Origin of the sequence: Streptomyces venezuelae (genome assembly GCF_008642355.1) — a bacterium.
Taxonomy (GTDB): domain Bacteria; phylum Actinomycetota; class Actinomycetes; order Streptomycetales; family Streptomycetaceae; genus Streptomyces; species Streptomyces venezuelae_B.
This window is the reverse complement of the sequence record NZ_CP029193.1, coordinates 3,446,825-3,472,790: the sequence shown is the minus strand read 5'-3', so window position 1 is coordinate 3,472,790 and position 25,966 is coordinate 3,446,825. Positions and strand designations below refer to the sequence as shown.

Annotated in this window: 24 protein-coding genes and 1 tRNA gene; 16 read left to right on the top strand and 9 right to left on the bottom strand. The window is 70.6% G+C overall.

Annotation, left to right across the window (positions count from 1 at the left end; all coding sequences use genetic code 11):
* The first annotated feature begins 69 nt into the window (after nt 1-69).
* From DEJ47_RS16030 to DEJ47_RS16015, 4 genes are all read left to right on the top strand, one after another.
* Nucleotides 70-1,503, top strand: a complete 1,434-nt coding sequence (locus tag DEJ47_RS16030; RefSeq protein ID WP_150168965.1) for a NarK family nitrate/nitrite MFS transporter — start codon at nt 70-72, stop codon at nt 1,501-1,503.
* 267 nt (nt 1,504-1,770) lie between these two features.
* Complete coding sequence (pflB, locus tag DEJ47_RS16025) at nt 1,771-4,041, top strand: formate C-acetyltransferase (protein ID WP_150168963.1); 2,271 nt, start codon at nt 1,771-1,773, stop codon at nt 4,039-4,041.
* Between the two features lie 132 nt (nt 4,042-4,173).
* Nucleotides 4,174-4,995 (top strand): pyruvate formate-lyase-activating protein, encoded by an 822-nt coding sequence (pflA, locus tag DEJ47_RS16020; RefSeq protein WP_150168961.1) that lies wholly within the window; start codon nt 4,174-4,176, stop codon nt 4,993-4,995.
* 37 nt (nt 4,996-5,032) lie between these two features.
* On the top strand, nt 5,033-5,248 hold the full coding sequence (locus tag DEJ47_RS16015) for a hypothetical protein (protein ID WP_150168959.1): 216 nt from the start codon (nt 5,033-5,035) through the stop codon (nt 5,246-5,248).
* Nucleotides 5,249-5,282: 34 nt separating this feature from the next.
* On the opposite strand, the gene mscL is transcribed toward DEJ47_RS16015, so the two are convergent.
* The 6 genes from mscL to DEJ47_RS15980 form a co-directional block, all read right to left on the bottom strand.
* On the bottom strand, nt 5,283-5,786 hold the full coding sequence (gene mscL, locus DEJ47_RS16010) for a large conductance mechanosensitive channel protein MscL (protein WP_165284311.1): 504 nt from the start codon (nt 5,784-5,786) through the stop codon (nt 5,283-5,285).
* Nucleotides 5,787-5,921: 135 nt separating this feature from the next.
* On the bottom strand, nt 5,922-6,326 hold the full coding sequence (locus DEJ47_RS16005; RefSeq protein WP_317850811.1) for a hypothetical protein: 405 nt from the start codon (nt 6,324-6,326) through the stop codon (nt 5,922-5,924).
* 310 nt (nt 6,327-6,636) lie between these two features.
* Nucleotides 6,637-7,515, bottom strand: a complete 879-nt coding sequence (locus tag DEJ47_RS16000; RefSeq protein WP_150168954.1) for an S-methyl-5'-thioadenosine phosphorylase — start codon at nt 7,513-7,515, stop codon at nt 6,637-6,639.
* 95 nt (nt 7,516-7,610) lie between these two features.
* A complete protein-coding gene (locus DEJ47_RS15995; protein ID WP_150168952.1) occupies nt 7,611-7,946 on the bottom strand; it encodes an FmdB family zinc ribbon protein in 336 nt (111 codons plus the stop codon).
* A gap of 67 nt (nt 7,947-8,013) precedes the next feature.
* A complete protein-coding gene (locus DEJ47_RS15990) occupies nt 8,014-9,285 on the bottom strand; it encodes an MFS transporter (protein ID WP_150168950.1) in 1,272 nt (423 codons plus the stop codon).
* Between the two features lie 224 nt (nt 9,286-9,509).
* Nucleotides 9,510-11,015 (bottom strand): potassium/proton antiporter, encoded by a 1,506-nt coding sequence (locus tag DEJ47_RS15980; protein WP_150168948.1) that lies wholly within the window; start codon nt 11,013-11,015, stop codon nt 9,510-9,512.
* Nucleotides 11,016-11,285: 270 nt separating this feature from the next.
* Between DEJ47_RS15980 and DEJ47_RS15975 the strand changes: the two genes are divergently transcribed.
* On the top strand, nt 11,286-14,132 hold the full coding sequence (locus DEJ47_RS15975) for a penicillin acylase family protein (protein WP_150168946.1): 2,847 nt from the start codon (nt 11,286-11,288) through the stop codon (nt 14,130-14,132).
* Between the two features lie 74 nt (nt 14,133-14,206).
* Here DEJ47_RS15975 and DEJ47_RS15970 read toward each other — a convergent pair whose 3' ends face one another.
* Nucleotides 14,207-14,830, bottom strand: coding sequence for a 5-formyltetrahydrofolate cyclo-ligase (locus DEJ47_RS15970; RefSeq protein ID WP_150168944.1), 624 nt, complete (start codon nt 14,828-14,830; stop codon nt 14,207-14,209).
* A gap of 92 nt (nt 14,831-14,922) precedes the next feature.
* Between DEJ47_RS15970 and galU the strand changes: the two genes are divergently transcribed.
* From galU to DEJ47_RS15925, 9 genes are all read left to right on the top strand, one after another.
* Complete coding sequence (galU, locus tag DEJ47_RS15965; protein WP_150168942.1) at nt 14,923-15,834, top strand: UTP--glucose-1-phosphate uridylyltransferase GalU; 912 nt, start codon at nt 14,923-14,925, stop codon at nt 15,832-15,834.
* 4 nt (nt 15,835-15,838) lie between these two features.
* Entirely contained in the window at nt 15,839-17,185 is a 1,347-nt protein-coding gene (gene glp / locus DEJ47_RS15960; RefSeq protein ID WP_223828375.1) for a gephyrin-like molybdotransferase Glp, read from the top strand.
* Nucleotides 17,186-17,269: 84 nt separating this feature from the next.
* Complete coding sequence (gene moaC, locus DEJ47_RS15955) at nt 17,270-17,794, top strand: cyclic pyranopterin monophosphate synthase MoaC (protein WP_150168938.1); 525 nt, start codon at nt 17,270-17,272, stop codon at nt 17,792-17,794.
* Nucleotides 17,795-17,919: 125 nt separating this feature from the next.
* A complete protein-coding gene (locus DEJ47_RS15950) occupies nt 17,920-18,435 on the top strand; it encodes a molybdenum cofactor biosynthesis protein B (protein WP_150175671.1) in 516 nt (171 codons plus the stop codon).
* Nucleotides 18,432-19,055, top strand: a complete 624-nt coding sequence (locus DEJ47_RS15945; RefSeq protein WP_150168937.1) for a GNAT family N-acetyltransferase — start codon at nt 18,432-18,434, stop codon at nt 19,053-19,055. The genes DEJ47_RS15950 and DEJ47_RS15945 overlap by 4 nt, the downstream gene beginning before the upstream one ends.
* Before the next feature lie 247 nt (nt 19,056-19,302).
* A complete protein-coding gene (gene glpR / locus DEJ47_RS15940) occupies nt 19,303-20,508 on the top strand; it encodes a gephyrin-like molybdotransferase receptor GlpR (protein ID WP_150168935.1) in 1,206 nt (401 codons plus the stop codon).
* Between the two features lie 86 nt (nt 20,509-20,594).
* Nucleotides 20,595-20,668: transfer RNA gene (locus tag DEJ47_RS15935), tRNA-Ala, on the top strand.
* A 100-nt stretch (nt 20,669-20,768) separates the two neighbouring features.
* A complete protein-coding gene (locus DEJ47_RS15930) occupies nt 20,769-21,239 on the top strand; it encodes a hypothetical protein (RefSeq protein ID WP_150168933.1) in 471 nt (156 codons plus the stop codon).
* Nucleotides 21,240-21,261: 22 nt separating this feature from the next.
* Complete coding sequence (locus DEJ47_RS15925; protein WP_150168931.1) at nt 21,262-22,503, top strand: sensor histidine kinase; 1,242 nt, start codon at nt 21,262-21,264, stop codon at nt 22,501-22,503.
* Here DEJ47_RS15925 and DEJ47_RS15920 read toward each other — a convergent pair.
* Nucleotides 22,485-23,009 carry a GNAT family N-acetyltransferase gene (locus tag DEJ47_RS15920; protein WP_150168929.1) on the bottom strand — a complete coding sequence of 175 codons (525 nt, stop codon included), beginning with the start codon at nt 23,007-23,009 and terminating at the stop codon, nt 22,485-22,487. The two genes, DEJ47_RS15925 and DEJ47_RS15920, sit on opposite strands and share 19 nt — an antisense overlap.
* Before the next feature lie 92 nt (nt 23,010-23,101).
* Here DEJ47_RS15920 and DEJ47_RS15915 point away from each other — a divergent pair, with 92 nt between their 5' ends.
* Both DEJ47_RS15915 and DEJ47_RS15910 read left to right on the top strand, forming a co-directional pair.
* Nucleotides 23,102-23,893 (top strand): exodeoxyribonuclease III, encoded by a 792-nt coding sequence (locus DEJ47_RS15915; protein ID WP_150168927.1) that lies wholly within the window; start codon nt 23,102-23,104, stop codon nt 23,891-23,893.
* A gap of 221 nt (nt 23,894-24,114) precedes the next feature.
* Entirely contained in the window at nt 24,115-25,113 is a 999-nt protein-coding gene (locus tag DEJ47_RS15910; protein WP_223828374.1) for a DUF6528 family protein, read from the top strand.
* 28 nt (nt 25,114-25,141) lie between these two features.
* Here DEJ47_RS15910 and DEJ47_RS15905 read toward each other — a convergent pair whose 3' ends face one another.
* Entirely contained in the window at nt 25,142-25,768 is a 627-nt protein-coding gene (locus DEJ47_RS15905; protein ID WP_150175670.1) for a MerR family transcriptional regulator, read from the bottom strand.
* Between the last annotated feature and the right edge of the window lie 198 nt (nt 25,769-25,966).

Genomic DNA, 25,966 nt, shown 5'->3' with positions numbered 1-25,966 from the left:
CGCGCGCCAGAAGGTGGACACGTCAGGCCCCGAAGCAAGGTCGGGACCCTGAGCGAACTGGAAACCAACATGAGATCGCCTGCCGCCCACACGGCGCCCACCGCGCCCACGGCCACGTCGTTCGACCCCGGGCAGTACCGGCCCGGCAAGACCATCACCGACTGGGAGCCGGAGAACGACCTCTTCTGGAAGTCCACCGGCAAGAAGGTCGCAGCCCGCAACCTGTGGATCGCGGTCCCCGCCCTGCTGGTGGCGTTCGTGGTCTGGCAGGTGTGGTCGGTGACGGCGACCAACCTGAAGGACGTCGGCTTCGGCTTCTCGACCTCCCAGCTGTTCTGGCTGACGGCGGTCCCGGGCCTGACGGGCGGCACGGCACGGATCTTCTACACCTTCCTCGGCCCGATGATCGGCCAGCGCCGCTTCACCGCGCTCTCCACGATCGTCCTGATCGTCCCGCTGATCTGGCTCGGCATCGCGGTCCAGAACCCCGACACCTCGTACGGCGTGATGATCGCCATCGCGGCCCTCTGCGGCATCGGCGGCGCCAACTTCGCCTCGTCGCTCGCCAACATCGGCTTCTTCTTCCCGAAGAAGGACAAGGGCAACGCGACCGGCATCAACGGTGGCCTCGGCAACCTGGGTGTCTCCGTCGTCCAGCTGCTCACCCCGATCGTCATCACCAGCTCGGTCGTCGCGGTCGGCTCGGCCCAGCACAAGGCCGACGGCACGGCCGTGTGGCTGCAGAACGCGGCGTTCCTGTGGGTGCCGGTCCTGGTGATCCTGGCCGCCGTCGCCTGGTTCGGCCAGAACGACCTCAAGGTCGCGTCGACACCCTTCAGCCAGCAGAAGATCATCTTCAAGCGCAAGCACAACTGGCTGATGACCTGGCTCTACGTCGGCACGTTCGGCTCCTTCATCGGCTTCGCAGCGGCCCTGCCGATGCTCATCAAGACCACGTTCACCCCGATCGACGCGGCCTACTCCGCGGCCACCTACGCCTGGATGGGCCCGGCCGTGGGCGCGCTCGCCCGCTGGGCCGGCGGCTGGATCGCCGACAAGATCGGCGGTGCGAGGGTCACGATCATCTCGTTCGTCGGCATGGCGCTCTCGATCATCGGCGTCATCAACTTCCTGCCCTCCGGCGGTGACGACGGCAACTTCTGGGGCTTCTTCGCCTGCTTCCTGCTCGCGTTCTTCTTCTCGGGCATCGGCAACGGCTCCACGTTCCGGCAGATCCCGGTGATCTTCCGCAACCAGCACCTGAAGGGCCTGACCGAGGGCACGCCCGAGTACGCGAAGGCGCTGAAGCAGTCGGAGATGGAGGCGGGCGCCGTCACGGGCTTCACCTCCGCCATCGCGGCGTACGGCTTCTTCTTCATCCCGGCGATGTTCGCCAACTTCGCGGTCACCAGCGCGATGTGGGGCTTCGTGGCCTTCTACGTCAGCTGCATCGCGGTCGCCTGGTGGTTCTACGCCCGCAAGGGCGCCGAGTCGCCGAGCTGAGCCCTCGCGCCGTTCCTTCTCGCACCACCCCTCCCTCCCGGCCGTTCCGTACCACGGAGCGGCCGGGAATTTCTTGTGAATGCATTCACAAGTGAACTTGGGTCCAAAGTCCCGCGAGAATGAGCAGGTCAGCGGCGGTGTGCGAGCTTCTGTTCGGCGGAAACGGGGACCATCGGTCCCGGATCGAGGACCATTGCCGACCCTTTGATCGATCACACAGGAGTGGAATGGAGGTGTACCGAAAGAGCGACACGGAAGGTGCGGGTCATGACTGCCACTCCTGCGGAAGCGACTGTGAACGGCGGGGCCTGGGACGGCTTCAAGGGTGGTCTGTGGCGGGACGCCATCGACGTCCGCGACTTCGTGCAGCAGAACTACACCCCGTACGAAGGTGACGGCTCCTTCCTGGCCGGCCCCACCGAACGCACCAGCGAAGTCTGGCGGAAGCTCCTCTCGATGTTCCCCGCCGAGATCGAGCGCGGCATCTACGACGTCGACGTGAAGACCCCCTCCCGCATCGACGCCTTCGGCCCCGGTTACGTCGACGGAACCGCCGCCGACCACAAGGACCTCATCGTCGGTCTGCAGACCGACGCCCCGCTCCGCCGCGCGATCATGCCCAACGGCGGCTGGCGCATGGTCGAGGGCGCCCTGAACGCCTACGGCTACGAGGCCGACCCCGAAGTGCGGGACATCTACACGCACCTGCGCAAGACCCACAACGAAGGCGTCTTTGACGCCTACACGCCCGAGATCCGCGCCTGTCGTTCGTCCGGCATCATCACCGGCCTGCCCGACGCCTACGGCCGCGGCCGCATCATCGGCGACTACCGCCGCGTCGCCCTCTACGGAGTCGACCACCTCATCGCCGCGAAGGAGGCCGACAAGGCCGCACTCGGCGAGGAGTGGGCGACCGAGGACGTCATCCGGGGTCGCGAGGAGATCTCCGAGCAGATCAAGGCGCTCAGGGAACTCAAGGCCATGGCGATGTCGTACGGCTACGACATCGCGAAGCCCGCCACCACCGGCCGTGAAGCCATCCAGTGGCTGTACTTCGCCTACCTCGCCGCGGTGAAGGAGCAGAACGGCGCGGCCATGTCGATCGGCCGCATCGACAATTTCCTCGACATCTACCTGCAGCGCGACATCGACGCGGGCCGCATCACCGAGGAAGAGGCACAGGAGTACATCGACGACTTCGTCATCAAGCTCCGCATCGTCCGCTTCCTGCGCACGCCCGAATACAACGAGCTCTACTCCGGCGACCCCACCTGGGTCACCTGGTCGATGGCCGGCATCGGAGAGGACGGCCGCCCGCTCGTCTCGCGCACCACCTTCCGCGCCCTCCAGACCCTCTACAACCTCGGCCCCGCCCCCGAGCCGAACCTCACGGTCTTCTGGTCGCAGCGGCTGCCCCAGGGCTTCAAGGAGTTCGCCTCCCGCGTCGCCATCGACACGTCGGCCATCCAGTTCGAGTCCGACGAACTGATGCGCCCCAAGTACGGCGACGACACCGCGATCGCATGCTGCGTCTCCGCGATGGCCGTCGGCAAGCAGATGCAGTTCTTCGGCGCCCGCGTGAACGTCGCCAAGGCGCTCCTCTACGCGATCAACGGCGGCCGGGACGAGAAGTCCGGCAAGACCGTCGTGCAGGGCTTCACGCCCATCGAGGGCGAGTACCTGGACTACGCGACCGTCGTGAAGCAGTACGACGCCATGCTCGACTGGCTCGCCAAGACGTACGTCCACGCGCTCAACGTCATCCACTACATGCACGACAAGTACGCCTACGAGCGCATCGAGATGGCGCTGCACGACCAGGAGATCCTGCGCACCATGGCGTGCGGCATCGCGGGCCTCTCGGTCGCCGCCGACTCGCTCTCGGCGATCAAGCACGCCAAGGTCAAGGTCGTCCGTGACGAGACGGGCCTCGCCGTCGACTACGAGATCGAGGGCGACTACCCCGCCTACGGCAACAACGACGACCGTGCCGACGACATCGCGCGGCGCATCGTGCACGACTTCATGCAGAAGGTCCGCAAGCACCCCACCTACCGGAACGCGGTGCACACCCAGTCGGTGCTGACCATCACCTCGAACGTCGTCTACGGCAAGAAGACCGGCAACACCCCCGACGGACGCCGCGCCGGCATGCCGTTCGCCCCCGGCGCCAACCCGATGAACGGGCGCGACGAGCACGGCTACATCGCCTCGGCCATGTCGGTCGCCAAGCTGCCCTACGACGACGCCGAGGACGGCATCTCGCTGACCAACACCATCACCCCGGACGCGCTCGGCCGCACCCCCGAGGAGCGGATCGCGAACCTCGCCGGAGTCCTGGACGGGTTCATGGCGAGCGACGGCTTCCACATGAACGTCAACGTGCTGGACAAGGCGACCCTCGAAGACGCCATGGAGCACCCGGAGAACTACCCGCAGCTGACCATCCGGGTCTCCGGATACGCGGTCAACTTCATCCGGCTCACCCGCGACCAGCAGCTCGACGTCATCAACCGCACCTTCCACGGCTCCCTCTGAGCCACCGGCTCTCCCCGAGCCATCGGCTCCCCCCGGGGAGCCGCCCCCGAACCGCGGCCCCGGGGCCCGGCCCTCACCCCGGCCCCGGGCGCCGCGCCCGCCGCTTCCTGCCAGTAGTCCAGGAGTCACGCCATGGCTGTCCTGCTCGGAACCGACATCCCCGTACGCCCCCGCACCACCGACGACGAAGCGGTCACCCCCGCCGCGGCCGCCACCCACCGCCCGGTCACCGGCTCGATCCACTCCTGGGACCTGTCCACCGGCGTCGACGGACCGGGGTCGCGCTTCGTCACGTTCCTCGCAGGCTGCCCCCTCAGCTGCCTGTACTGCCACAACCCCGACACCTGGCGGATGCGGGACGGCAGGCGCACCACCGCGGACGCCGTGATCGCGGAAGCCGCCAAGTACACGAAGTTCATCTCCGCGGCCGGGGGCGGCGCCACCGTCAGCGGCGGCGAACCCCTCCTGCAGCCCGTCTTCACCGGCGAGCTGCTGCACCGCCTCAAGCACGAGCTGGGCCTGCACACCGCACTCGACACGTCCGGCTTCCTCGGCGCCCGCGCCACCGACGCCCTGCTCCGCGACGTCGACCTGGTCCTGCTCGACATCAAGTCCTGGGACCCCGACACGTACCGCACGGTCACCGGCCGTCCCCTGCGGCCCACGCTCGACTTCGCCCGCCGCCTCGCCGCTCTCGGCCAGGAGACGTGGGTGCGCTTCGTCCTCGTCCCGGGCCTCACCGACGACCCGGCGAACATCGAGGGAGTCGCCCGCTTCGCCGCCTCGCTCGGCAACATCTCGCGCGTCGACGTGCTGCCCTTCCACAAGCTGGGGGAGGCGAAGTGGGACGCGCTCGGCAAGGAGTTCACCCTGCGCGGCACCCCCTCGCCCACCCCGGGGCAGGTGGCCGCCGCCAAGGAGATCTTCGCGGCTCAGGGCCTCAAAGCCGTATGAATCGAGGGGGCGGTCCGGCGCGACGTACCCTGGAGGCATGAGTACCGCCCCCGCCCCCGAACCGCGAGATCCGGACGAGCCGGCGCCCAAGCCGACGGCCAAGGCGAAGAACGCGCTGGTCTTCGACGACCCGCTGGCACAGCAGTCATCGGACGACACGGACCGTGGGTGGGGCGAGCGGGCCGACACCGGCGGCGACGGCGCGGCCGACCTCGCACGCTTTCTCGACGAGAAGCCGCCCCACCACCTCTGAGCCCTGGCCGCTCCGTGCGCGGCTGCTCCGGCGGCTACTCCTCGCGCGGACCCGAGTCGCGCGGTCCCGAGTCGCGCGAGCCGCGCTGTGCCACCAGCTCGTCGCGGATCTCCTTGAGCACCTCCAGCTCGGAGACCTCGATGACCTCCTTCGTGCCCTCCCTCTCGGCCCTCTTGGCCGCGACCCGCGCCAGGTACTTGGCCATGGGCAGCACCATCAGGAAGTACACGACGGCCGCGGTGATCACGAAGCTGAGGACCGCGCTGAGCACGGGGCCCCACATGATCGGGATGCCCTTGACGACCTCGCCCGCCGCGTTCGTCTCGCAGGGAGCCTTCAGGCACGAACGGTAGTGATCGAGGTCCTTCGTGCCGAAGGCGCCGACGAGCGGGTTGATGACGCCCTTCACCACCGAGTTCACGATGTTCGTGAAGGCGGCTCCGATGACCACCGCGACCGCCAGGTCGACGACATTGCCGCGCATCAGGAAGGCCTTGAAGCCCTCCCAGACGCCCGGTTCCTTCTTCTCGCTCACCACGAGGCCTTTCGTTGCATGTGCGGGTTGCTGGACAAACAACTTCGCAACCTACGTGAGCCCCGGGCCGACCTGTCCAATCGAGAGGCACGAACCAGCGACTTGACCGGCCTTCAGTGCGATCGTGAACGTTCCGGTTCATCGGAAGGCCACCGCCAGAGGCGCGCTCGCCCCGGCCCCCGCCAGCCGCGCCGCCGTGTCCCTCGGGACGGACAGCACCACCAACGCGCCGGCCTCGGGGGGTCCTTCCCCCGGCTCGGGCACGGCGGTCACCCGGGCCCCGGACGCCACCGTGTGCGGCTCTCCTCCGGCCGAGCGCGATCCGTCGGCGGCGATCACGTCGACCCGGTCCCCGGGGCGCAGCAGGCGCACGGTCTCCGCGTCCGCGATGCGCACGGGGGCGGTCACCGTGGCTGCGGCACGCTCAGTCGCGGTCGCGGTCGCGGCCGCGACCCGGTGCGGCGCGGGCGCCTCCCGTGGAACCGCCTCGCGCGGGACCGTGCTCGCGAGGGCCGCCGCTGTCATGGCGAGCCCCACGGCCATGACCCGCCGCCTGTGCCGCAACAGCCGTCTGAGCCGCGGGTGCCCGCCGTGCACCCGCACGGGCGGGAAGGAGGGGACCCGGCGGCCCTCGGGGCGTGCGAGAGCTTCCGCGTGATGTTCCGCGTGTTGTTCCGGTCGGGTCTGAGGAGGGACGTGCGTCACGACAACCACCGCCTGCGATGCGAGGAGCTCGGCTTCCGCTCTCACGATGCAGGCCCGCGCCGATCCCCGCTGAGCCCCGTGGACTACTCGCCGGTTGTGGACAACTCCCTCACCCGAAGGGGACCTTCCACCTGCTCGGGGCCGCTGCTCACGGCAGCCGGATCCCCGTGTCCACCCCGCCCAACGCCCCCGCGCACGGACACGCACGACGGCCCTCGGCCCGGCCCACGTCCCCCTCCGGCAGCCCCGCCACCGCGTCGAACAGCACGCCCCGCATCCGGTCCACGTTGGCGGCGAAGACCCGGAGGACCTCGTCGTGCGAGACGCCCTCGCCGGTCTCGGCACCCGCGTCGAGATCCGTGACCAGCGCCAAGGACGTGTAGCAGAGCTCCAGTTCGCGGGCGAGCGCCGCCTCGGGATGGCCGGTCATGCCCACCACCGACCAGCCCTGCGCCGCGTACCAGCGCGACTCCGCCCGGGTCGAGAAGCGCGGCCCCTCGACCACGACGAGTGTCCCGCCGTCGACCGGCTCCCAGCCTCGGGCGCGTGCGGCCCGCACGGCGGTGTCGCGGCCCACGGGGCAGTAGGGGTCGGCGAGCGAGACGTGGACGACGTTCGGCACGCTGCCGTCGGGAAGCGGGACCCCGTCGAAGAACGTCTGGGCGCGTGTCTGTGTACGGTCCACGAGCTGGTCGGGGACGAGCAGCGTTCCTGGTCCGTACTCCGCCCGCAGTCCGCCGACCGCACACGGTCCGAGGACCTGGCGCACGCCCACGGAGCGCAGCGCCCACAGGTTGGCGCGGTAGTTGATGCGGTGCGGCGGCAGATGGTGGCCGCGGCCGTGCCGGGGCAGGAAAGCGACCCGGCGTCCGGCGACCTCACCGAGGAAGAGGGAGTCGCTCGGGGCTCCGTAGGGGGTGTCGACCTGGACCTCGGTCACGTCGTCGAGGAAGGAGTAGAAGCCGGAGCCGCCTATGACGCCGATCTCGGCCCGCTCGGTGTCCGCCGTGTTCACCCTGTTCGCCATGGCCGCACAGTAGCCGGGCAGACAGGGGCATCACACGCCGACGACCCCGCCGTCGCGAGGACGGCGGGGTCGGGCGGAACGGTGTGCGGGAGGTCCTACGCGGCCGAGCTCGACGACGTGGACGCCGCGGAGGAGCCGGACGACTTCGAGTCCGAGGACGAGGAGGACGAAGCGGCCTTCGAGTCCGACGTGGACGACGACGAGCCGGATCCCGACTTCGACGAGGCGTTCGCCGGCGTGCTGCTCGACGACGAGCCGCGGCTGTCGTTGCGGTAGAACCCGGAGCCCTTGAAGACGATGCCGACCGCCGAGAACACCTTCTTGAGGCGTCCGTCGCAGTTGGGGCATACGGTCAGGGCGTCATCGGTGAACTTCTGCACCGCCTCGAGGCCCTCGCCGCACTCGGTGCACTGGTACTGGTACGTCGGCACTTGCTTCCTCCTGGCACTCTCACTCGATGAGTGCTAACGACGGTCCATAGTGACGTATTCCGCGGGATCAGTCCACCGTCACCGGCACGCGGTGACCGACGCCACGCGCCACCGTGCGCCCCGGGGCCTTGGGGACGAGCCGCGAACGGAGCGTCACGAGGACCGCCAGGGCCAGCGCCGTGCCGCCCAGCGGGACGAGGAATCCGGCTCCGTCCCAGAGGCGGTCCTCCAGCTGTCCCGCGACGGTCACGGCGGCCGCCTGGCCGAGTGCGACCGCGCCGGTCAGCCAGGTGAAGGCCTCCGTACGGCCGGTCGGCGCGACCAGCTTGTCGACCAGCGTGTAGCCGGTGATCAGGGCGGGCGCTATGCAGACGCCGACCAGCAGGCCGAGCCCGGCGAGGAGCAGCACGGAGTGCGCCGCCCACAGACCGGAGGCCATCAGGGTCAGGGCCGTGTAGCCGACCAGGAGGCGCCGCTGCGGGGAGACCTTCCAGGCGATGGCGCCGCAGACGACGCCGGAGAGCATGTTGCCCGCCGCGAAGGTGCCGTACAGGACACCGTTCAGGCCGGGCTCGCCGATCGACTCGGTGAACGCGGCGAGCGAGACCTGCATGCCGCCGAAGACGGCCCCGATGCCGAGGAACGTGACGATGAGGACCCGCACTCCGGGGACGCGCAGGGCGGAGACGTGCTCCACGCGTGCGTGCTCGTCGTTCAGCGCGGAAGGCTTGGGCTGGGTGCTCTTCTGTGCGGCGAACAGGAGACCGCCGACCAGCGTGAGTCCGGCCTCCGTGAGGAGTCCGGCGGAGGGGTCGATGGTGGTGCACAGCGCGGTAGCGAGCAGCGGACCGAGGACGAAGGTCAGCTCGTCGGTGACCGACTCGAAGGCGGCCGCCGTGGTGGCCAGGGGGCTGTCCTGGAGCATGACGCCCCAGCGGGCGCGCACCATGGGGCCGATCTGCGGCGTGGAGGCGCCTGCGGGCACGGCGGCCACGAACAGCGTCCACAGGGGCGCGTCGGAGAGCGCGAGCACCGTCAGGGTGACGACGGAGGCGGAGTGGACCAGGACGCCGGGAAGCAGCACGGCGCGCTGGCCGAACCGGTCGGCGAGCTTGCCGCTGAAGGGGGCGAACAGCGCCATGGAGACGCCGGTGGCGGCCGAGACGGCGCCCGCGGCACCGTACGAGCCGGTGGTGTGCTGCACCAGCAGGACGATGGAGATCGTCAGCATCGCGAACGGCTGTCGCGCCGCGAAGCCGGGGAGCAGGAACGTCCAGGCGCGAGGGGTGCGCAGGAGCTGTCCGTAGCCCGGGCGGGATTCGGTGACCGTGGATGCCACGGCCCGTGCCTTTCTGCCGCCTGGTAGCGCCCGTGCGGGGGCGCCGAGAGCTGTCCTCTTGCGCGGAACTGCGGTAGATGCCGGGCGCCACTGCGGGGGTGCCTCGACCGCCATACGGTCGCGCCAGCTCTGCATCAGGCAGAGTTGGTTCGATCAGGTCCCTTCATCGTACAGGGGGGAGTCCCATTAGCACCTGTGATTGCAGCCGATGAGACCCCCGCCACCTACGATTGGTGTTTTTCTCCGTCGGTTCCCAGCCAGCCGGCCAGCTTTCCGCCGTGGCCGACCGCGCGCAGCCGCTTCTCGGCGGCGTCCCGCACCGGGTCGGTCGCCACCACGAGCAGTTCGTCGCCGCGCCGCAGGACGGTCGTCGGCAGCGGCACGAACGATTCGCCGTCGCGGACGACGAGAGTGACCGCGGACCCCGTGGGCAGCCGCAGCTCGGCCACCTCGACGCCGTGCATGCGCGATTCCTTGGGGATGGCCACCGACAGCAGATGGCCCTGGAGCCGCTCCAGGGGAGCCGACTCGATGCCGAGGTCCGCGGCCTCCGAGGAGTCGCCCAGACGCAGCTTCCTGGCCAGCCAGGGCAGCGTGGGGCCCTGGACGAGGGTGTAGACGACGACCAGGACGAAGACGATGTTGAAGATGCGCTGGCTGTCCTCGACGCCGTTCACCATCGGGATGGTCGCCAGGATGATGGGCACGGCGCCGCGCAGGCCCGCCCAGGAGAGCAGGGCCTTCTCCGGCCAGGGCACACGGAACGGCAGCAGGCTGAGGACGACTTCCAGGGGGCGTGCCACCACTGTCAGGACCAGGCCGATGACGATTGCGGGCCAGGTGTCGTCGAGCAGGTCGTGCGGGGTGACCAGCAGGCCGAGCAGGACGAACATGCCGATCTGGGCGAGCCAGCCGAGGCCCTCGGCGAACCCGCGGGTGGCCGGCCAGTGCGGCAGCCGCGCGTTGCCGAGCACCATCGAGGCGAGGTAGACGGCGAGGAATCCGCTGCCGTGTGCCATGGCGCCCGCGGCGTACGCGGCGACGGCGATGGCCATGACGGCGATGGGGTACAGGCCGGAGGCGGGCAGCGCCACGTGCCGCAGGCCGTAGGCGCCGAGCCAGCCGACCGCGAGGCCTATCGCGGCGCCGATCGCCAGCTCCAGGGCGATCTCGCCGAGCAGTACGTACCAGTCGTCCACCGGTCCCGCCGTGGAGAACGCCACGACGAGGATCACCACAGGGGCGTCGTTGAACCCCGACTCCGCTTCCAGGACACCCGTCACGCGCGAGGGAAGCGGCACCTTGCGCAGCACCGAGAAGACCGCTGCCGCGTCCGTGGACGAGACCACCGCACCGATGATCAGCGCCTGGCGCCACTCGAGGCCCACGAGATAGTGGGCGCCCGCCGCGGTGATGCCGACGCTCACCGCGACGCCGACGGTCGACAACACGGCCGCCGCGGGCAATGCGGGTTTGATCTCTTTCCACTTCGTCCCGAGGCCGCCCTCCGCGAGGATCACGACCAGGGCGGCATAGCCGATGACCTGGGTCAGTTCGGCATTGTCGAAGTGGACGTCGCCGACGCCGTCCTGGCCCATGGCGATGCCGATGCCCAGGTACAGCAGCAGGCTGGGGAGCCCGCTGCGCGACGAGATGCGGACCGCCGCGACGGCGACGAGCAGAACGAGCGAGCAGACGAGCAGGAGCTGGTTGAGGTGGTGGACAGTCAGGGGCCGTTCCTTCCTCCGTGAAACCGCGTACTACGTAGAGGTCCTCCGGGGGAGTCGAGTGTCTACGTAGGAGTACTTCGTTACCTTACCTAATTGTTAACGCTTTCTTGACGCCGTCGAATGACTATTCGATCTCAAGGGGGCCCGGTTCCTGACTCCGCGTCCGGAGCGCCGACGCCCTGCGCCTATGGTTGCTCCTGCGCTCCCAGAGCCGCCCAAGTCGACAGCACAGCCCGCCCTGCCGCTCGCGTAAGGACAGCAAGGACAGCGATGCCCTCCAACACCAACGCCTCTTCCGGTCATAAGTCCGGCAAGAAGAAGGGGCGCCGAGCCCGACTCGTCGTGATCGTCCTGGTCCTGGCCATCGTCGGAGGCATCGGCTTCGGCGCGTACTGGAGCGTCAGTACCGTGCGTGCCTCCTTCCCGCAGACCAAGGGAACGATCAAGCTCGACGGGCTCGCGGGGCCCGTGGACGTGAAGCGCGACGGGAACGGAATCCCGCAGATCTACGCCGAGTCGGACGCGGATCTCTTCATGGCCCAGGGCTTCGTCCAGGCGCAGGACCGCTTCTGGGAGATGGACGTCCGCCGTCACATGACCTCCGGGCGGCTCTCCGAGATGTTCGGGAAGAGCCAGGTCAAGACCGATGAATTCCTGCGCACGCTCGGCTGGCACCGGGTGGCGAAGAAGGAGTACGACTCCAAGCTCTCGCCGGAGACGAAGAAATACCTCCAGGCGTACGCCAAGGGAGTCAACGCCTACCTCGCCGGCAAGGACGGCAAGGACATCTCCGTCGAGTACGCGGCGCTCGGCTTCGAGAACGACTACAAGCCGCAGGAGTGGACCCCCGTCGACTCCGTGGCGTGGCTCAAGGCCATGGCGTGGGACCTGCGCGGCAACATGCAGGACGAGATCGACCGCTCGCTGATGACGAGCCGTCTCGGCCCGTCGCAGATCAAGGACCTGTACCCCGAGTACCCGTACAAGCGGAACAAGCCCGTCGTGCGGGAGGGCGCCTTCAGCAGCGTCACCGGCGAGTACGACCCCGACGCCAAGCCCACCGGCACCGGCACCGGCACGGGAACGGGAACGTCCGGAACCGGCAGCACAGGCACCGGGACGGGCACAGGCACCGGAACCGGAACCGGAACCGGCACAGGCACCGGCGGCGCGGCCGGTACGGGCCTCGCGGGCGGCGCCGAGCCCCCCAACACGCTTCAGTCGCAGCTCAACGGAGTCTCCGGCGCCCTGGACGAGGTCCCGGCCATCCTGGGCCCGAACGGCAACGGCATCGGCTCGAACTCCTGGGTCGTCTCCGGCAAGCACACCATCACCGGCAAGCCGCTCCTCGCGAACGACCCGCACCTGGCGCCGCAGCTGCCCTCCGTCTGGTACCAGATGGGCCTGCACTGCCGCTCTGTCTCCGAGAAGTGCCGGTACGACGTCTCGGGTTACACGTTCTCCGGCATGCCGGGCGTGGTCATCGGCCACAACCAGGACATCGCCTGGGGCATGACGAACCTGGGCGCCGACGTCACGGACCTGTACCTGGAGAAGTTCACCGGGGACGGCTACCAGTACGACGGCAAGGTGAAGCCCTTCGTCTCCCGCGAGGAGACCATCAAGGTCGCCGGCGGCAAGGACAAGAAGATCACGGTCCGCGAGACCAACAACGGGCCGCTGATCTCCGACCGCGACGACGAGCTGGTGAAGGTCGGCAAGAAGGCCGGCGTGGACACCGCGGCCCCCGACCGGGGCGACGGCTACGGAGTGGCGCTGCGCTGGACCGCGCTGAACCCGGGCAAGTCCATGGACGCCGTCTTCGAGCTGAACAAGGCGAAGAACTTCACGGAGTTCCGCAAGGCGGCCGCTTCCTTCGAAGTGCCGTCCCAGAACCTGATCTACGCCGACACCGAGGGCAACATCGGCTACCAGGCGCCCGGCCGGATCCCCAAGCGCGGCAAGGGCGACGGTTCGCTCCCCGCGCCGGGCTGGGACCGCTCGTACCGCTGGACCGGCTACATCCCGCAGGACGCGCTGCCGTACGAGTACAACCCGAAGCGCGGCTACATCGTCACCGCCAACCAGGCCGTGATCGACGACCGCGACAAGGCCGACTACCCGTACAAGCTCACCTCGGACTGGGGCTACGGAGCGCGCAGCCAGCGGATCGACGACCTCATCCAGTCGAAGATCAAGAACGGCGGCAAGATCTCCACCGAGGACATGCGCCTCATGCAGATGGACAACAGCAGCGAGATCGCCAAGCTGCTCGTGCCCAAGCTGCTGAAGATCGACGTCAAGGACAAGTACGTCCGCGAGGCGCAGAAGCTCCTGGAGGGCTGGGACTACACCCAGGACGCCGACTCCGCGGCCGCCGCGTACTTCAACTCGGTCTGGCGCAACATCCTCAAGCTGGCCATCGGCAACAAGCTCCCCAAGGAACTGCGCGTCAAGGGCCAGTGCCTGACCGTCGAGCCGGCCGGCAACACCGGCCCGGCCGACGAGGGCAAGAAGGTCCGCGAGTGCGGTGAGCGCGACGCCGACTCGGCCCAGCCGGACGGCGGCGACCGCTACTACGAGGTGATCCGCAAGATCATCGACGACGAGACCAACGCCTGGTGGAAGTCGCCGGGGACCCGCACCGACGAGGAGACCAAGACCCGCGACCAGCTGTTCGAGCGGGCCCTCGAGGACGCGCGCTGGGACCTGACGGCCAAGCTCGGCAAGGACGTCGACTCGTGGAGCTGGGGCCGTCTGCACCGGCTCGAACTGAAGAACCAGACGCTCGGCACCGACGGTCCCGGCTGGCTGCAGTGGGTCCTGAACCGCGGCCCCTGGAACCTCGGCGGCGGCGAGGCGGCGGTCAACGCGACCGGCTGGAACGCGGCGGGCGGCTACGGAGTGCTCTGGGTGCCCTCCATGCGCATGGTGGTGAACCTCAAGGACCTCGACAAGTCCAAGTGGATCAACCTCACCGGCGCGTCGGGGCACGCCTACAACGACCACTACACCGACCAGACGGAGAAGTGGACCAAGGGCGAACTGCTGCCGTGGGTGTTCTCGGACAAGGCGGTCGAGGGCAGCACCAGCGACAAGCTGGTCCTGCGTCCCTGAGACCGGGAAACGGCACATCCTGAAAGGGCCCTCCACGCACGCGTGGAGGGCCCTTTCGGCATACAGGCGGTGCCTTAGCGGAACCGGCGCGCCCCCGACGGCGACACGACGGCGTGCACCGGCCGGTCGTGCTCCTCGTCGGGGAGGTGCGCGACGACTTCCGAGTCGTACAGGAGCACCACGAGCGCGGGACCGGCGGCCGCGCGCTCCAGCCGGGTGAGGACGCGGTCGTACGATCCGCCGCCCCGCCCGAGCCGCATCCCGCGCGCGTCCACGGCAAGCCCCGGCAGCAGCACGGCGTCCGCCTCCAGGACGGCGTCCGGCCCGAGGCGCGGCCCGGACGGCTCCAAGAGGGCCATCTTCCCGGCATGATGTACGCGGGTGAGGGAGCCGGTCCCGTCGTACGCGCCCCAGTCCAGGTCGTTGTCCGGGAGCAGCACCGGCAGCAGGACGCGGGTGCCGCGCGCGTGGAGGGCGTCGAGCAGGGGGCCGGTGCCGGGTTCGCGGCCCACGGACACGTACGCGGCGACGGTCCGCGCGTCGGCGAGCTCCGGCAGGTCGAGTGCGCGGTCGGCGAGAACCGCGGCCGCCTTCCGCGCGTCATCCTCAGTCAACCCGTTTCTCACCGCGAGGAAGCCTCGCCGCAACGTGCGCTTGGTTGGCTGTCCTTCGGCATCGGTAGGGCTGGTTCCGTTCATGGGGATCACGCAATTCCTTCCTGGTCGGCGCAATGCCGACGAATAATCCGGACCCACAGATTCCACACATACGCACCGGATATGGTGACGGCATGACTGAGTCTCAGCCCCCCCACGGCCGGATCACCAAGGCGGTCATCCCCGCCGCAGGTCTCGGCACGCGCTTCCTGCCGGCCACCAAGGCCACGCCCAAGGAGATGCTGCCGGTCGTCGACAAGCCGGCGATCCAGTACGTGGTCGAGGAGGCCGTGTCCGCGGGTCTCGACGACGTCCTCATGATCACGGGTCGCAACAAGCGCCCGCTGGAGGACCACTTCGACCGCAACTACGAACTGGAGTCGGCCCTCCTGAAGAAGGGCGACGAGGCGCGACTCGCCAAGGTCCAGGAGTCCAGCGACCTCGCGACGATGCACTACGTCCGCCAGGGCGACCCCAGGGGGCTCGGTCACGCCGTCCTGTGCGCCGCTCCGCACGTCGGCAACGAGCCGTTCGCCGTGCTCCTCGGCGACGACCTGATCGACCCGCGCGACCCCCTGCTCGCCCGCATGGTCGAGGTCCAGGAGAGGCACGGCGGCAGCGTCATCGCCCTCATGGAGGTGGCCCCCGAGCAGATCCACCTCTACGGCTGCGCCGCCGTCGACGGCACCGAGGACGGCGACGTCGTCAAGGTCACCGACCTGGTCGAGAAGCCCGACGCCGCCGACGCCCCGTCGAACTACGCGATCATCGGGCGCTACGTACTCGACCCCGCCGTCTTCGGCGTACTGCGCACGACCGAGCCGGGCCGCGGCGGCGAGATCCAGCTCACCGACGCCCTGCAGCAGCTCGCGGCGGACGAGAAGATCGGCGGCCCGGTCCACGGCGTCGTCTTCAAGGGCCGCCGCTATGACACCGGCGACCGCGGCGACTATCTGCGTGCCATTGTCAGACTCGCGTGCGAACGTGAAGATCTGGGACCGGACTTCCAGTCCTGGCTTCGCAGTTACGTCACCGAGGAGATGTAGCACTTTGAGCAGCAGCACGACGACACCGCCCACCGGCCAGAACGCGTTCTGGTCGGTGGAAGAGCATCTGGACGACATCCTCGAAGCCGTCCGCCCGCTCGAACCCATCGAGCTCCAACTCCTGGACGCGCAGGGCTGCGTCCTGGTCGAGGACGTGACGGTGCCCGTCTCGCTGCCGCCCTTCGACAACAGCTCCATGGACGGGTACGCGGTGCGGGTCGCCGACGTCGCGGGCGCGAGCGAGGAGTTCCCCGCCGTCCTCACGGTCGTCGGCGACGTGGCCGCGGGCGCGGGCGCGCAGCCCACCGTCGGCCCCGGCCAGGCCGCCCGCATCATGACCGGCGCCCCACTGCCGCCCGGCGCCGAGGCCGTCGTCCCCGTGGAGTGGACCGACGGAGGCCTCGGCGAGGGCCCCGTCTCCGGAATGCGAGCCCACAGCGCCGCCCCCGAGGGCGCGTCCGGCGAGGTCCGCGTGCACCGCCCCGCCGCGGCACGCGCGCACGTGCGGGCCCGCGGCAGCGACGTCCAGGCGGGCGACCGCGCCCTGGCCGCGGGCGCCGTCCTCGGCCCCCCGCAGATCGCCCTCCTCGCCGCGATCGGCCGCGGGACGGTGAAGGTGCGCCCCCGCCCGCGCGTGGTCGTCATGTCCACCGGCAGTGAACTGATCCAGCCGGGCGAACAGTTGGCGGACGGCCAGATCTACGACTCCAACAGCTTCGCCCTCACCGCCGCGGCCCGCGACGCCGGAGCCATCGCCTACCGCGTGGGCGCCGTCGCCGACGACGCCGAGACGCTGCGCTCCACCATCGAGGACCAGCTGATCCGCGCCGACCTCATCGTCACCACGGGCGGCGTCAGCGTGGGGGCGTACGACGTCGTGAAGGAGGCCCTCTCCGCGATCGGTGACCCCGACGACGAGGACGGCATCGGGGCGGGCAGCGGCGTCGAGTTCCGCAAGATCGCCATGCAGCCGGGCAAGCCCCAGGGCTTTGGCTCCATCGGCCCCGACCACACACCGCTGCTCGCACTGCCGGGCAACCCGGTCTCCTCGTACGTCTCCTTCGAGCTCTTCGTGCGCCCCGCGATCCGCACCCTCATGGGCCTGCCCGAGGTGCACAGGACCACCACGCGCGCGGAGCTCCTCTCCGACAAGGCCCTGTCCTCTCCCGAGGGACGCCGCCAGTTCCTCCGCGGGAAGTACGACGCCGAGGCGGGCCGCGTGACACCCGTCGGCGGGTCGGGCTCACACCTGATCGCCGCTCTCGCGCACGCGAACGCGCTGATCGTCATCCCCGAGGACACCACGTCGGTGGAGCCCGCCGCCGAGGTCGAAGTGGTCCTGCTCGGCTGAGAAGGCCACCCGCGCGGTACCGTGTCGCGCACAACAGGCCCGCGCGCCGCACCGCGCGGGGCCCGGACCGGGAGCGCCAAGCACATGACCGCGATTTCCCGGGGGAACACCCCCGGAGCCCCTGAGCAGCAGCGACTGACCCACATCGACGAGGCGGGCGCCGCCCGCATGGTCGACGTGTCCGCCAAGGACGTCACGGCCCGCACCGCCCGCGCCAGCGGCCGCGTCCTGGTCTCGCCGCGCGTGATCGAGCTGCTGCGCGGCGAGGGCGTGCCCAAGGGGGACGCCCTGGCGACCGCGCGGATCGCGGGGATCATGGGGGCCAAGCGCACCCCTGACCTGATCCCGCTCTGCCACCCGCTGGCCGTCTCCGGAGTGAAGCTCGACCTCTCCGTGGCCGACGACGCCGTGGAGATCCTCGCCACCGTGAAGACGACCGACCGCACGGGCGTCGAGATGGAGGCCCTCACCGCCGTCAGCGTCGCCGCCCTCACGGTGGTCGACATGGTGAAGGCCGTCGACAAGGGCGCCGTCATCACGGACGTCCGGGTCGAGGAGAAGACCGGCGGCAAGTCGGGGACGTGGAACAGGGAAGGAGCCGGGGCGTGAGCGCGGGTGACACCGGGGACCGGTCCGACGCACCGCACGGGCACGCACGCGTGGAGCACGACGCGGCATCGCAGGCGGGCCGGGAGCCGGGCGAGGCGCCGCGGCAGACGGCACCGGACACCGCGGTGGGCGGTGCCCTGCTCGCGCCGTACAGCGCGCTCGTCGTGACCGCGTCGAACCGTGCCGCCGCGGGTGTCTACGCCGACCGGGGCGGACCGATCCTCGTCGAGGGGCTCACCGCCCTCGGCTTCGCCGTCGACGGACCGCGGGTCGTCCCCGACGGCGACCCCGTCGAAGAGGCCCTGCGCGCGGGCGCCGAGGCCGGCTACGACGTCATCCTGACCACCGGCGGCACCGGCATCTCGCCCACCGACCGCACCCCCGAGGCCACTCGCCGCGTCATCGACCACGAGGTGCCGGGCATCGGCGAGGCGATCCGGGCGTACGGCAGGGAGAAGGTCCCCACGGCCGTGCTCTCGCGGGGGCTCGCGGGCGTCGCGGGCCGGACGCTCATCGTGAACCTGCCCGGCTCCACCGGAGGCGTACGCGACGGCCTCGCCGTCCTGGAGCCGCTGCTGCGGCACGCCGTCGACCAGTTGCGCGGCGGCGACCATCCCGGTCCGCCGGGGGGTGCGAGCTGAACGGCTCCTCCTGGCCCGTCGAGCTGACGGACGGCGACATCGCCCTCCGTCCCATAAAGATGCGTGACCAGCGGGCCTGGCGCGAGGTCAACCGGCGCAACCGGGACTGGCTGCGCCCCTGGGAGGCCACGATCCCGCCGCCCACCCCGACCGGCCCGATCGTGCACCGTCCCACCTACCGGCAGATGGTCCGTCACCTGCGCGCCGAGGCCAACGCGGGCCGGATGCTGCCCTTCGTCATCGAGTACCAGGGCCGCCTCGTCGGCCAGCTGACCGTCGCCGGGATCACCTGGGGCTCGATGTGCTCGGGCCACGTCGGCTACTGGGTCGACCGGTCCGTCGCGGGCCGCGGGGTCATGCCGACCGCCGTCGCGCTCGCCGTCGACCACTGCTTCCGCTCGGTCGGGCTGCACCGTATCGAGGTCTGCATTCGCCCCGAGAACACACCGAGCCGACGGGTCGTGGAGAAACTCGGATTCCGCGAGGAGGGACTTCGCCCGCGGTATCTGCACATTGACGGAGCGTGGCGCGATCACCTCGTCTTCGCGCTCACGACCGAAGAGGTTCCGGAAGGTCTGCTGCGCCGCTGGCACGAGGCACGACCTCGCAAGACGGCGTAGGAGCTGGTCCGGACCTGTGCACCGCCCCGGCCGGTTCTCGACCCCGGTAAATGAAATAAGTGTTCGAAATTGAACTCCGAACGGCCGTCTGAGACGCGTATGAGACTTGTCTCAGGCATTAATTCCCCGCTCCCGGTGGCCCGTTGATCGCACCAGTCACAAAAAAAGTTCGAGATATCAGCCAGATCGTGCGACACACCGGCGCAATTGGCAGATGGCCTCACACAAACCCCTCTACCGTGTGAGCGTGAGCAGCAGCGGCCTCATCTACGCAGTCATCGTCGGGGCCTGGGCCGCCTACTTGGTGCCGATGTGGCTCCGTAGGCAGGACGAGCTGAACGAAGCCCGTCCGACGGAACGCTTCAGCACCGCCATCCGGCTGCTGTCCGGACGGGCGGGGATGGAGCGCCGATACGCCAAGGACCTGCAAGCGCGCTCGCCCGAGGAAGGGGAGTCGCTCGACGACCCGGACGGCATCACCGGCTCGGTGGACGTCCGGTCCTTCGTCGCGCCCCTGACCGAGTGCGGGCCCGAACGGGAGCGAGAACCCGCGCGAGAACCCGAACGCGAGCGCGCGCCCCTGCGTGAGCGGGAGCCCGCGCATGAGCGGGAGCCCGTACGGCAGCGGAAGCGGGAACCCGCGCCCGCGACCGGCGCACCGTCCCGCGGGACACCCGCGCAGCGCGCCGCGTCGGCCGAGGCCGCCGCACGCGCCCGGCGCACCAAGGTGCTCGCCCGGCGCCGCCGTACGACGGTTCTCCTTTTCCTCGCCTTCACCATCGGCACGATCGTCGCCGCGGTCGGTGGGCTCGCGTTCCTGTGGGCGCCCGCCGTGCCCGCCGTGCTTCTGAGCGCGTACATCGTCTACCTGCGCGGCCAGGAACGGCGCCGCTTCACGTACACGATGGACCGGCGCAGGGCCGAGGTCGCGGCGCAGCGGCTGCGTGAGCGGCAGCCCCGGCGCAGGCCCGCGGAGCCGACGGCCGACGAGGCGGCGGACGAGGGCCCGGCGTCCGGGACGGAGACCGGACTCTCGGCGCTCGCCGCGGACCGCCGTGCTCTCGTCGAGCAGACCGACCACGCCGAGTGGGTCGACCAGCAGCGCGAGCGGCAGCGCGGCCCCGGCCGCGGCGACAGCTGGGACCCGGTCCCGGTTCCGCTGCCGACGTACGTGACCGCGCCGGTCGCCCCGCGCGCCACCGGCAGCGTCGACCTGGGCGCGCCCGACGCGTGGAGCGCGACCCGCTCCAGCACGGCGGAGCCGACCGCCGCGCCCGCCGCCGAACGTGAGGCGGGTCCCGGCGACATCGACGCGGCCGACGGTCCCGACGCCGCGGGCGGCCGCAGTGACAAGCGCCGGGCGGCGTCCGCGCGGCGGGCCCGCGAGCGCGGCCGCACGCCGCTCTTCGACCAGTACGAGGACGGCGACCGGCCGCGCGCGGCGAACGAGTGAGGGACCGAGCGGTCCCCCTGGGCTGACCAGCCAGGAACGGATTTCCAAGCACCCCGATCGGGATGCTAGAGTTTCACTCGTTGCAAGGGCCTGTGGCGCAGTCTGGTAGCGCACCTCGTTCGCATCGAGGGGGTCTGGGGTTCAAATCCCCACAGGTCCACTGCACATGAGATCCCGTCCAGTTCTTCGAACTGGGCGGGATCTTTGCGTTGCCCGCGCAATCCGCGTGTGACGAGCGTCTCCCCGGTTACATTTGACGCATGCTGTCCCCTTTGAGGGTTTCTGTCGCATCGCCTGTCGTGCTGATCGTCCTGGTCGTGCCGGCGCTGGGCGGGTGTGTCGCCGAGCCTCGGGGGCTCCATGTGGAGGGGCCCGCGTTGCAGCCCTCGCGGGTGGCCGGGCCCGTCTACATCGCGGACGCGGCCGGGGTCGCGCTGCAGCAGCCGACGTCGGCTCAGCTCACCGAGTACGTCGTCGTCTCGCAGTTGAGCTGGCGGGACTGGGGCGGGCCCACCGCGCGGGCCACCGGGAAGCTCGGCGGGCCCTGGTGCGGTCGCGGGTGCGCCGACGATCCGTACGACGCGACGCTGACGCTCAGCGGTCTCGAACAGCAGGAGCGCATGGCGTACTACCGGCGGGCGACCGTCGAGCCCAAGAAGCCGGAGGACCTTCCCGCGGCGGCGGTGAACGTGCAGTTCCAGGGGATCCGGCTGTCGATCCCGGATGTCTGAGGGCGCGGGGAGCGGGAACGGCATGGGACTTCGCACCAAGATCGGTCTCGCCATCGCGGGCACGGCCGCGCTGGTGTCCGTCGTGATGGGGCTGCTCGTCCACCATCGCACCGTCGAAGCGCAGTACGCGGGCGCGCGCAGCCAGATCGGGGACCGGCTGCAGACCGCCGTGCAGGACCACGCGGCCGGGGTCGACGGGGACCGTACCCTCATCGACCCCGTCGACCTGCCGGGGCCGCTCGCCGGGGCCGTGGCGAACGGGCGGTGGGGCGTCTACCTGGACCGGACCGGGCGCATTCCGCAGCTCTGGGCGGCCACCAAGTACGGCAAGGAGGTCATCGCGCTGAAGCGGCCCTACGACAGGGAGGCGGATACCGTACGGGACCTGGACCGGGTGCTGTGGATCTCGGGCGGGTTCGGGACCGCGCTCGCCTGTGTCGCCGGACTGCTCGTCGCCACCCGGCTCGGGCGGCGGCTCAGGGCCAAGGCCGGGGCGGCGCAGCGCATCGCGGAGGGCGACTTGACGGCGCGGCTTCCGCTGCGCGGCAACGACGAGATCACTCGGCTGGCGTCCGCCGTGAACACCATGGCCGACGCGCTCGCCGCCCGGTTGCAGGCCGAGCGCGAGGTGACGGCGAACATCGCGCACGAACTGCGCACGCCGGTGGCGGGCATGGTGACGGCGGCCGGGCTGCTGCCGCCGGGACGGCCCTCCGAGCTGGTGCGGGAGTCGGCGGGACGGCTGCGGGAACTCGTCGACGACGTCATCGAGGTGGCGCGGCTCGACGGCGCGGGGGAGCAGGTCGCGGCCGAGGAGTGCGGGCTGGCGGCGCTCGTGCGCAGGTCGGCTGCCGCCGGGGCCGCGGGTGCGGACGGCGTGACCGTGTCCGTCGTGCGGGACGTGGAGGTGGTGACGGATCCGCGGCGCGTGGAGCGGATCGTCGCCAACCTCGTCAGCAACGCGCTGCGGCACGGGGCGGCGCCGGTGACGGTCGAGGTCGACGGCGGGGTGGTGCGGGTGCGGGACTCCGGCAGCGGCTTTCCGGAGTCCCTGCTGTCCGGCGGGCCGCAGCGGTTCCGGAGCGGGTGCGGCGAGAAGGGCGTGGGCCTCGGGCTCGGGCTGACCATCGCGCAGGGGCAGGCGCGGGTGCTCGGAGCCGGGCTGCGGTTCGGCAATCCGGCGGAGGGCGGGGCCGAGGCCGTGCTCGATATGCGGTCGGCCGCCAAGGAGGGGAGCCGGGCCGGCTACAGGAGCTTTTCGTAGCAGCGGCTGAGGTCGTCGAAGCGGTAGAGGCCGAACTTCTCCGCGGCGGGGGTGTAGCCGCTGGAGGTGTAGAGGGCTATCGCCTCGGGCTGCTTCGTGCCCGTCTCCAGGACCATGCGGACCCGGCCCGCCGCCTTCGCGTCGGCCTCCAGCGCTGCGAGTATCCGGCGGGCGAGGCCCAGGCCGCGGGCCTCCGCGGTGACGAACATCCGCTTCAGCTCGGCGTCGCCGTCCCGGTAGTTCTCCTCGTTCTCGTCCATGCCGCGCCAGCCGCCCGTGGCAAGTGCGGTGCCGTGCTCGTCGTACGCGATGAAGTAGCGGCCGCGTGGTGGCTCGAACATGGTCGGGTCGAGGGGTGTGAGGTCCCCCTCGTCGCCATAGCGCTCCGCGTATTCGAGCTGGACGAGGTCGTTGAGCCGGACCGCGTCGGGGTGCGCGAACGTGACGGTGCGCAGGTGTATCCCGGTGGCGGTGACGGTGTCGGCGGCATTCGTCTGGATAGTCATGCGCTCCATCGTACTTCTATGCGTTTCGGCTGTCGGGTGTGGTGACGGTGGTGCCGGACCAGTGTGCCGGTAAGGGCCGGTATCGTGCCGGGATGCTCACTGTGACCAGCGTGAATGTGAACGGGCTGCGCGCCGCCGCCAAGAAGGGCTTCGTGGAGTGGCTCGCCGGCACCTCGGCCGATGTGGTGTGCCTCCAGGAGGTGCGGGCCGAGGAGCACCAGCTGCCCGACGAGGTGCGGGCCCCCGAGGGCTGGCACGTCGTGCACGCGCCCGCCGCCGCCAAGGGGCGCGCCGGTGTCTCGCTGTACACGCGCCGTGAGCCGGACCGGGTGCGGGTCGGCTTCGGGTCGCAGGAGTTCGACGGCAGCGGCCGGTACGTCGAGGCGGATCTGCCGGGCCTCACCGTGGCCAGCCTGTACCTGCCCTCCGGCGAGGTCGGCACCGAGCGGCAGGACGAGAAGGTCCGCTTCATGGACGAGTTCCTCGGCTACCTGAAGGAGCTCAAGGTGCGGGCCGCCGCCGACGGGCGCCACGTCGTCGTCTGCGGCGACTGGAACATCGCCCACAAGGAGGCCGACCTCAAGAACTGGAAGGGCAACAAGAAGAACTCCGGGTTCCTGCCGGAGGAGCGCGCCTGGATGGACGAGGTCTTCGCGGAGTACGAGGACGTCGTGCGGGCGCAGCATCCGAACGTCGAGGGCCCCTACTCGTGGTGGTCCTACCGCGGGCGCGCCTTCGACAACGACACGGGCTGGCGCATCGACTACCAGGTCGCGACGGCGGGGCTCGCGGAGCGCGCCCTGAAGGCGTACGTGGAGCGTGCCGCGAGTCACGGGGAGCGGTGGAGCGACCACGCGCCCGTGACGGTGGTCTACGACCTGTAGGCCATTCCTGGCCGTACGTCCTCCATCGGTGTGGTGGGCGGGCGGACCCGGGCACAAAGTCCGGTAGAAGGCTGTCCCGGGGGCGGGCGGCATGGCAGATTTCGGTCGCGTACAAGCGTCGCGTACATGACCAACTGCCGAGCTGCCGGGGGGACTTCATGTCGAGCGTGCCCAGACCTTCGAGACCTTCGAGGCCTTCGAGGCCTTCGAGACGTGCCGTCGTGCTGGGTGCGGCCGGCGCCGGGATCGCGGCGGCGCTGCCCGCCACGCGCGCGCACGCGACGGGCGGCGACGGCGGGGTTCCCGTCGGTACGCCGCCCGTTCTGCTGACCGAGCAGGCCTCCAGACGCCTTCTCGTGCTCGATCCGGGGCGCCGCGTCTGGGACCCGGCCGCCGACCCGTCCGTCGTCCGCTGGGAGTTCTCGCCGGTCGGCGACCCCCGCTACAGGGATCTGCTGCCGGACGTGAGCTGGGTGTATCCGTGCGAGGCGAAGGTGCGGCTGCACCGGCGGCGCGCGTACGTCCTGACGACGGCGTCGTTCGGGTTCGTGGCCGTCGTCCACTATCCGACCGGCAGGCGGTACTGGGGCACGGCGATCGGGCCCGGCGACGACCTGTTCAACCCGCACAGCGCCGAGATCCTGCCCGACGGGAACGTGGCCGTCGCGTGCAGCACGGGGGCGCGGGTGCGGCTGTACGCGGCGTCGCAGGGGCCGCGGGCCACGCGGTACGCGGAGGCTGAGCTGAAGGGTGCGCACGGGCTGCACTGGGACGCGGCGCGGGGCGTCCTCCGGGCGCTCGGTGACGACGAGCTGGTGACGTACGAGGTCGGCGGGACGGCCGCGCGGCCGACGCTGGAGCGGACGTACGCGGTCGGGCTGCCGGTCGGCACGCCGGGGAAGACCCCCGGGGGCCACGACCTGTTCCCCGTCGCCGGGCGCCCGGGGCGGCTGTGGGTGACGACCAACGCGGCCGTCTTCCAGTACGAGACGAAGGGCCGCGTCTTCGTGCGGGACTACGCGGGGGCCGCGGAGATCTCCCGCAAGTCCGTGAAGGCCGTCGGCGACGATCCGCGCACCGGGCAGGTCCTGACCACCGTCCCGGAGCCCGGTCTCGGGGAGACCTGGTGGACCACGACGGTGAGCGTGCACCGTCCGGAGTCCGCCTACAAGCTGGTCGACGGCGGAATCTACAAGGCGCGTTGGTGGCTGCCCGTCTGAGGGCGCGGCCCGTTGTGCGTGGATTCCTTCAGGACTCCTTGAGGCGGCGGTCCAGCGCCATCGAGAGCTCCGCCTCCACCACGCTCTTGGCGAGCGGGCGCAGCTGGTCGATGTCGACATCGGCCGTGTCGGGCGTATGGGTGCGCATGACGGTGATGAACAACTCCGCGAGCGCGTCGGCGTGTTCGCGCACGCGCTGCCCGGCCTCCAGGACGGCGGCCAGCGGAACTCCCTTGCGCACCAGGGTGGATGACGCGTCGAGCAGGCGTCGGCTGATGTGGACGAGTTCGTCGCCGTCCGTGCCGAGATAGCCGAGGTCCAGGGCGGCGACGAGGTTCTCGGGGGTGACCTCGCCCGCGAAGTGGTCGGCGAGCTCCTCGGGCGTGAGGCGGACGGGCTGCTCCTCGGTCGGCTCGCCGAGGCCGAGGAGTTCGCCGACGTCGCGGCCCTTGTCGAAGGCGTCGGCGAGCTCCGCGATGCCGTTCAGGGTGTGGCCGCGCTCCAGGAGGGCGGCGATCGTGCGGAGTCTGGCCAGGTGGTGCTCGTCGTACCAGGCGATGCGGCCCTCGCGGCGGGGCGGCGGGATCAGTCCGCGCTCGCGGTAGAAGCGCACGGTGCGCACGGTGATGCCGGCCTCCGCGGCCAGCGCCTCCATACGGAACTCGCGTACGCCGCCGTCCGCCGAGCCGCCGCCCGCGCCGCCGGAGGGTGCGCGCCCGGCTCCGCCCTCTCGTTCGTCTGCCACGTGGGAAGCCTAGCCCGACCGCACAGGACCCCCCTGGGGCGATACCGGCGGTAACTTTCCCCCGCCGCACCCCTACCCATGAGTACGCGACTGCCCTACTCTCCCAAT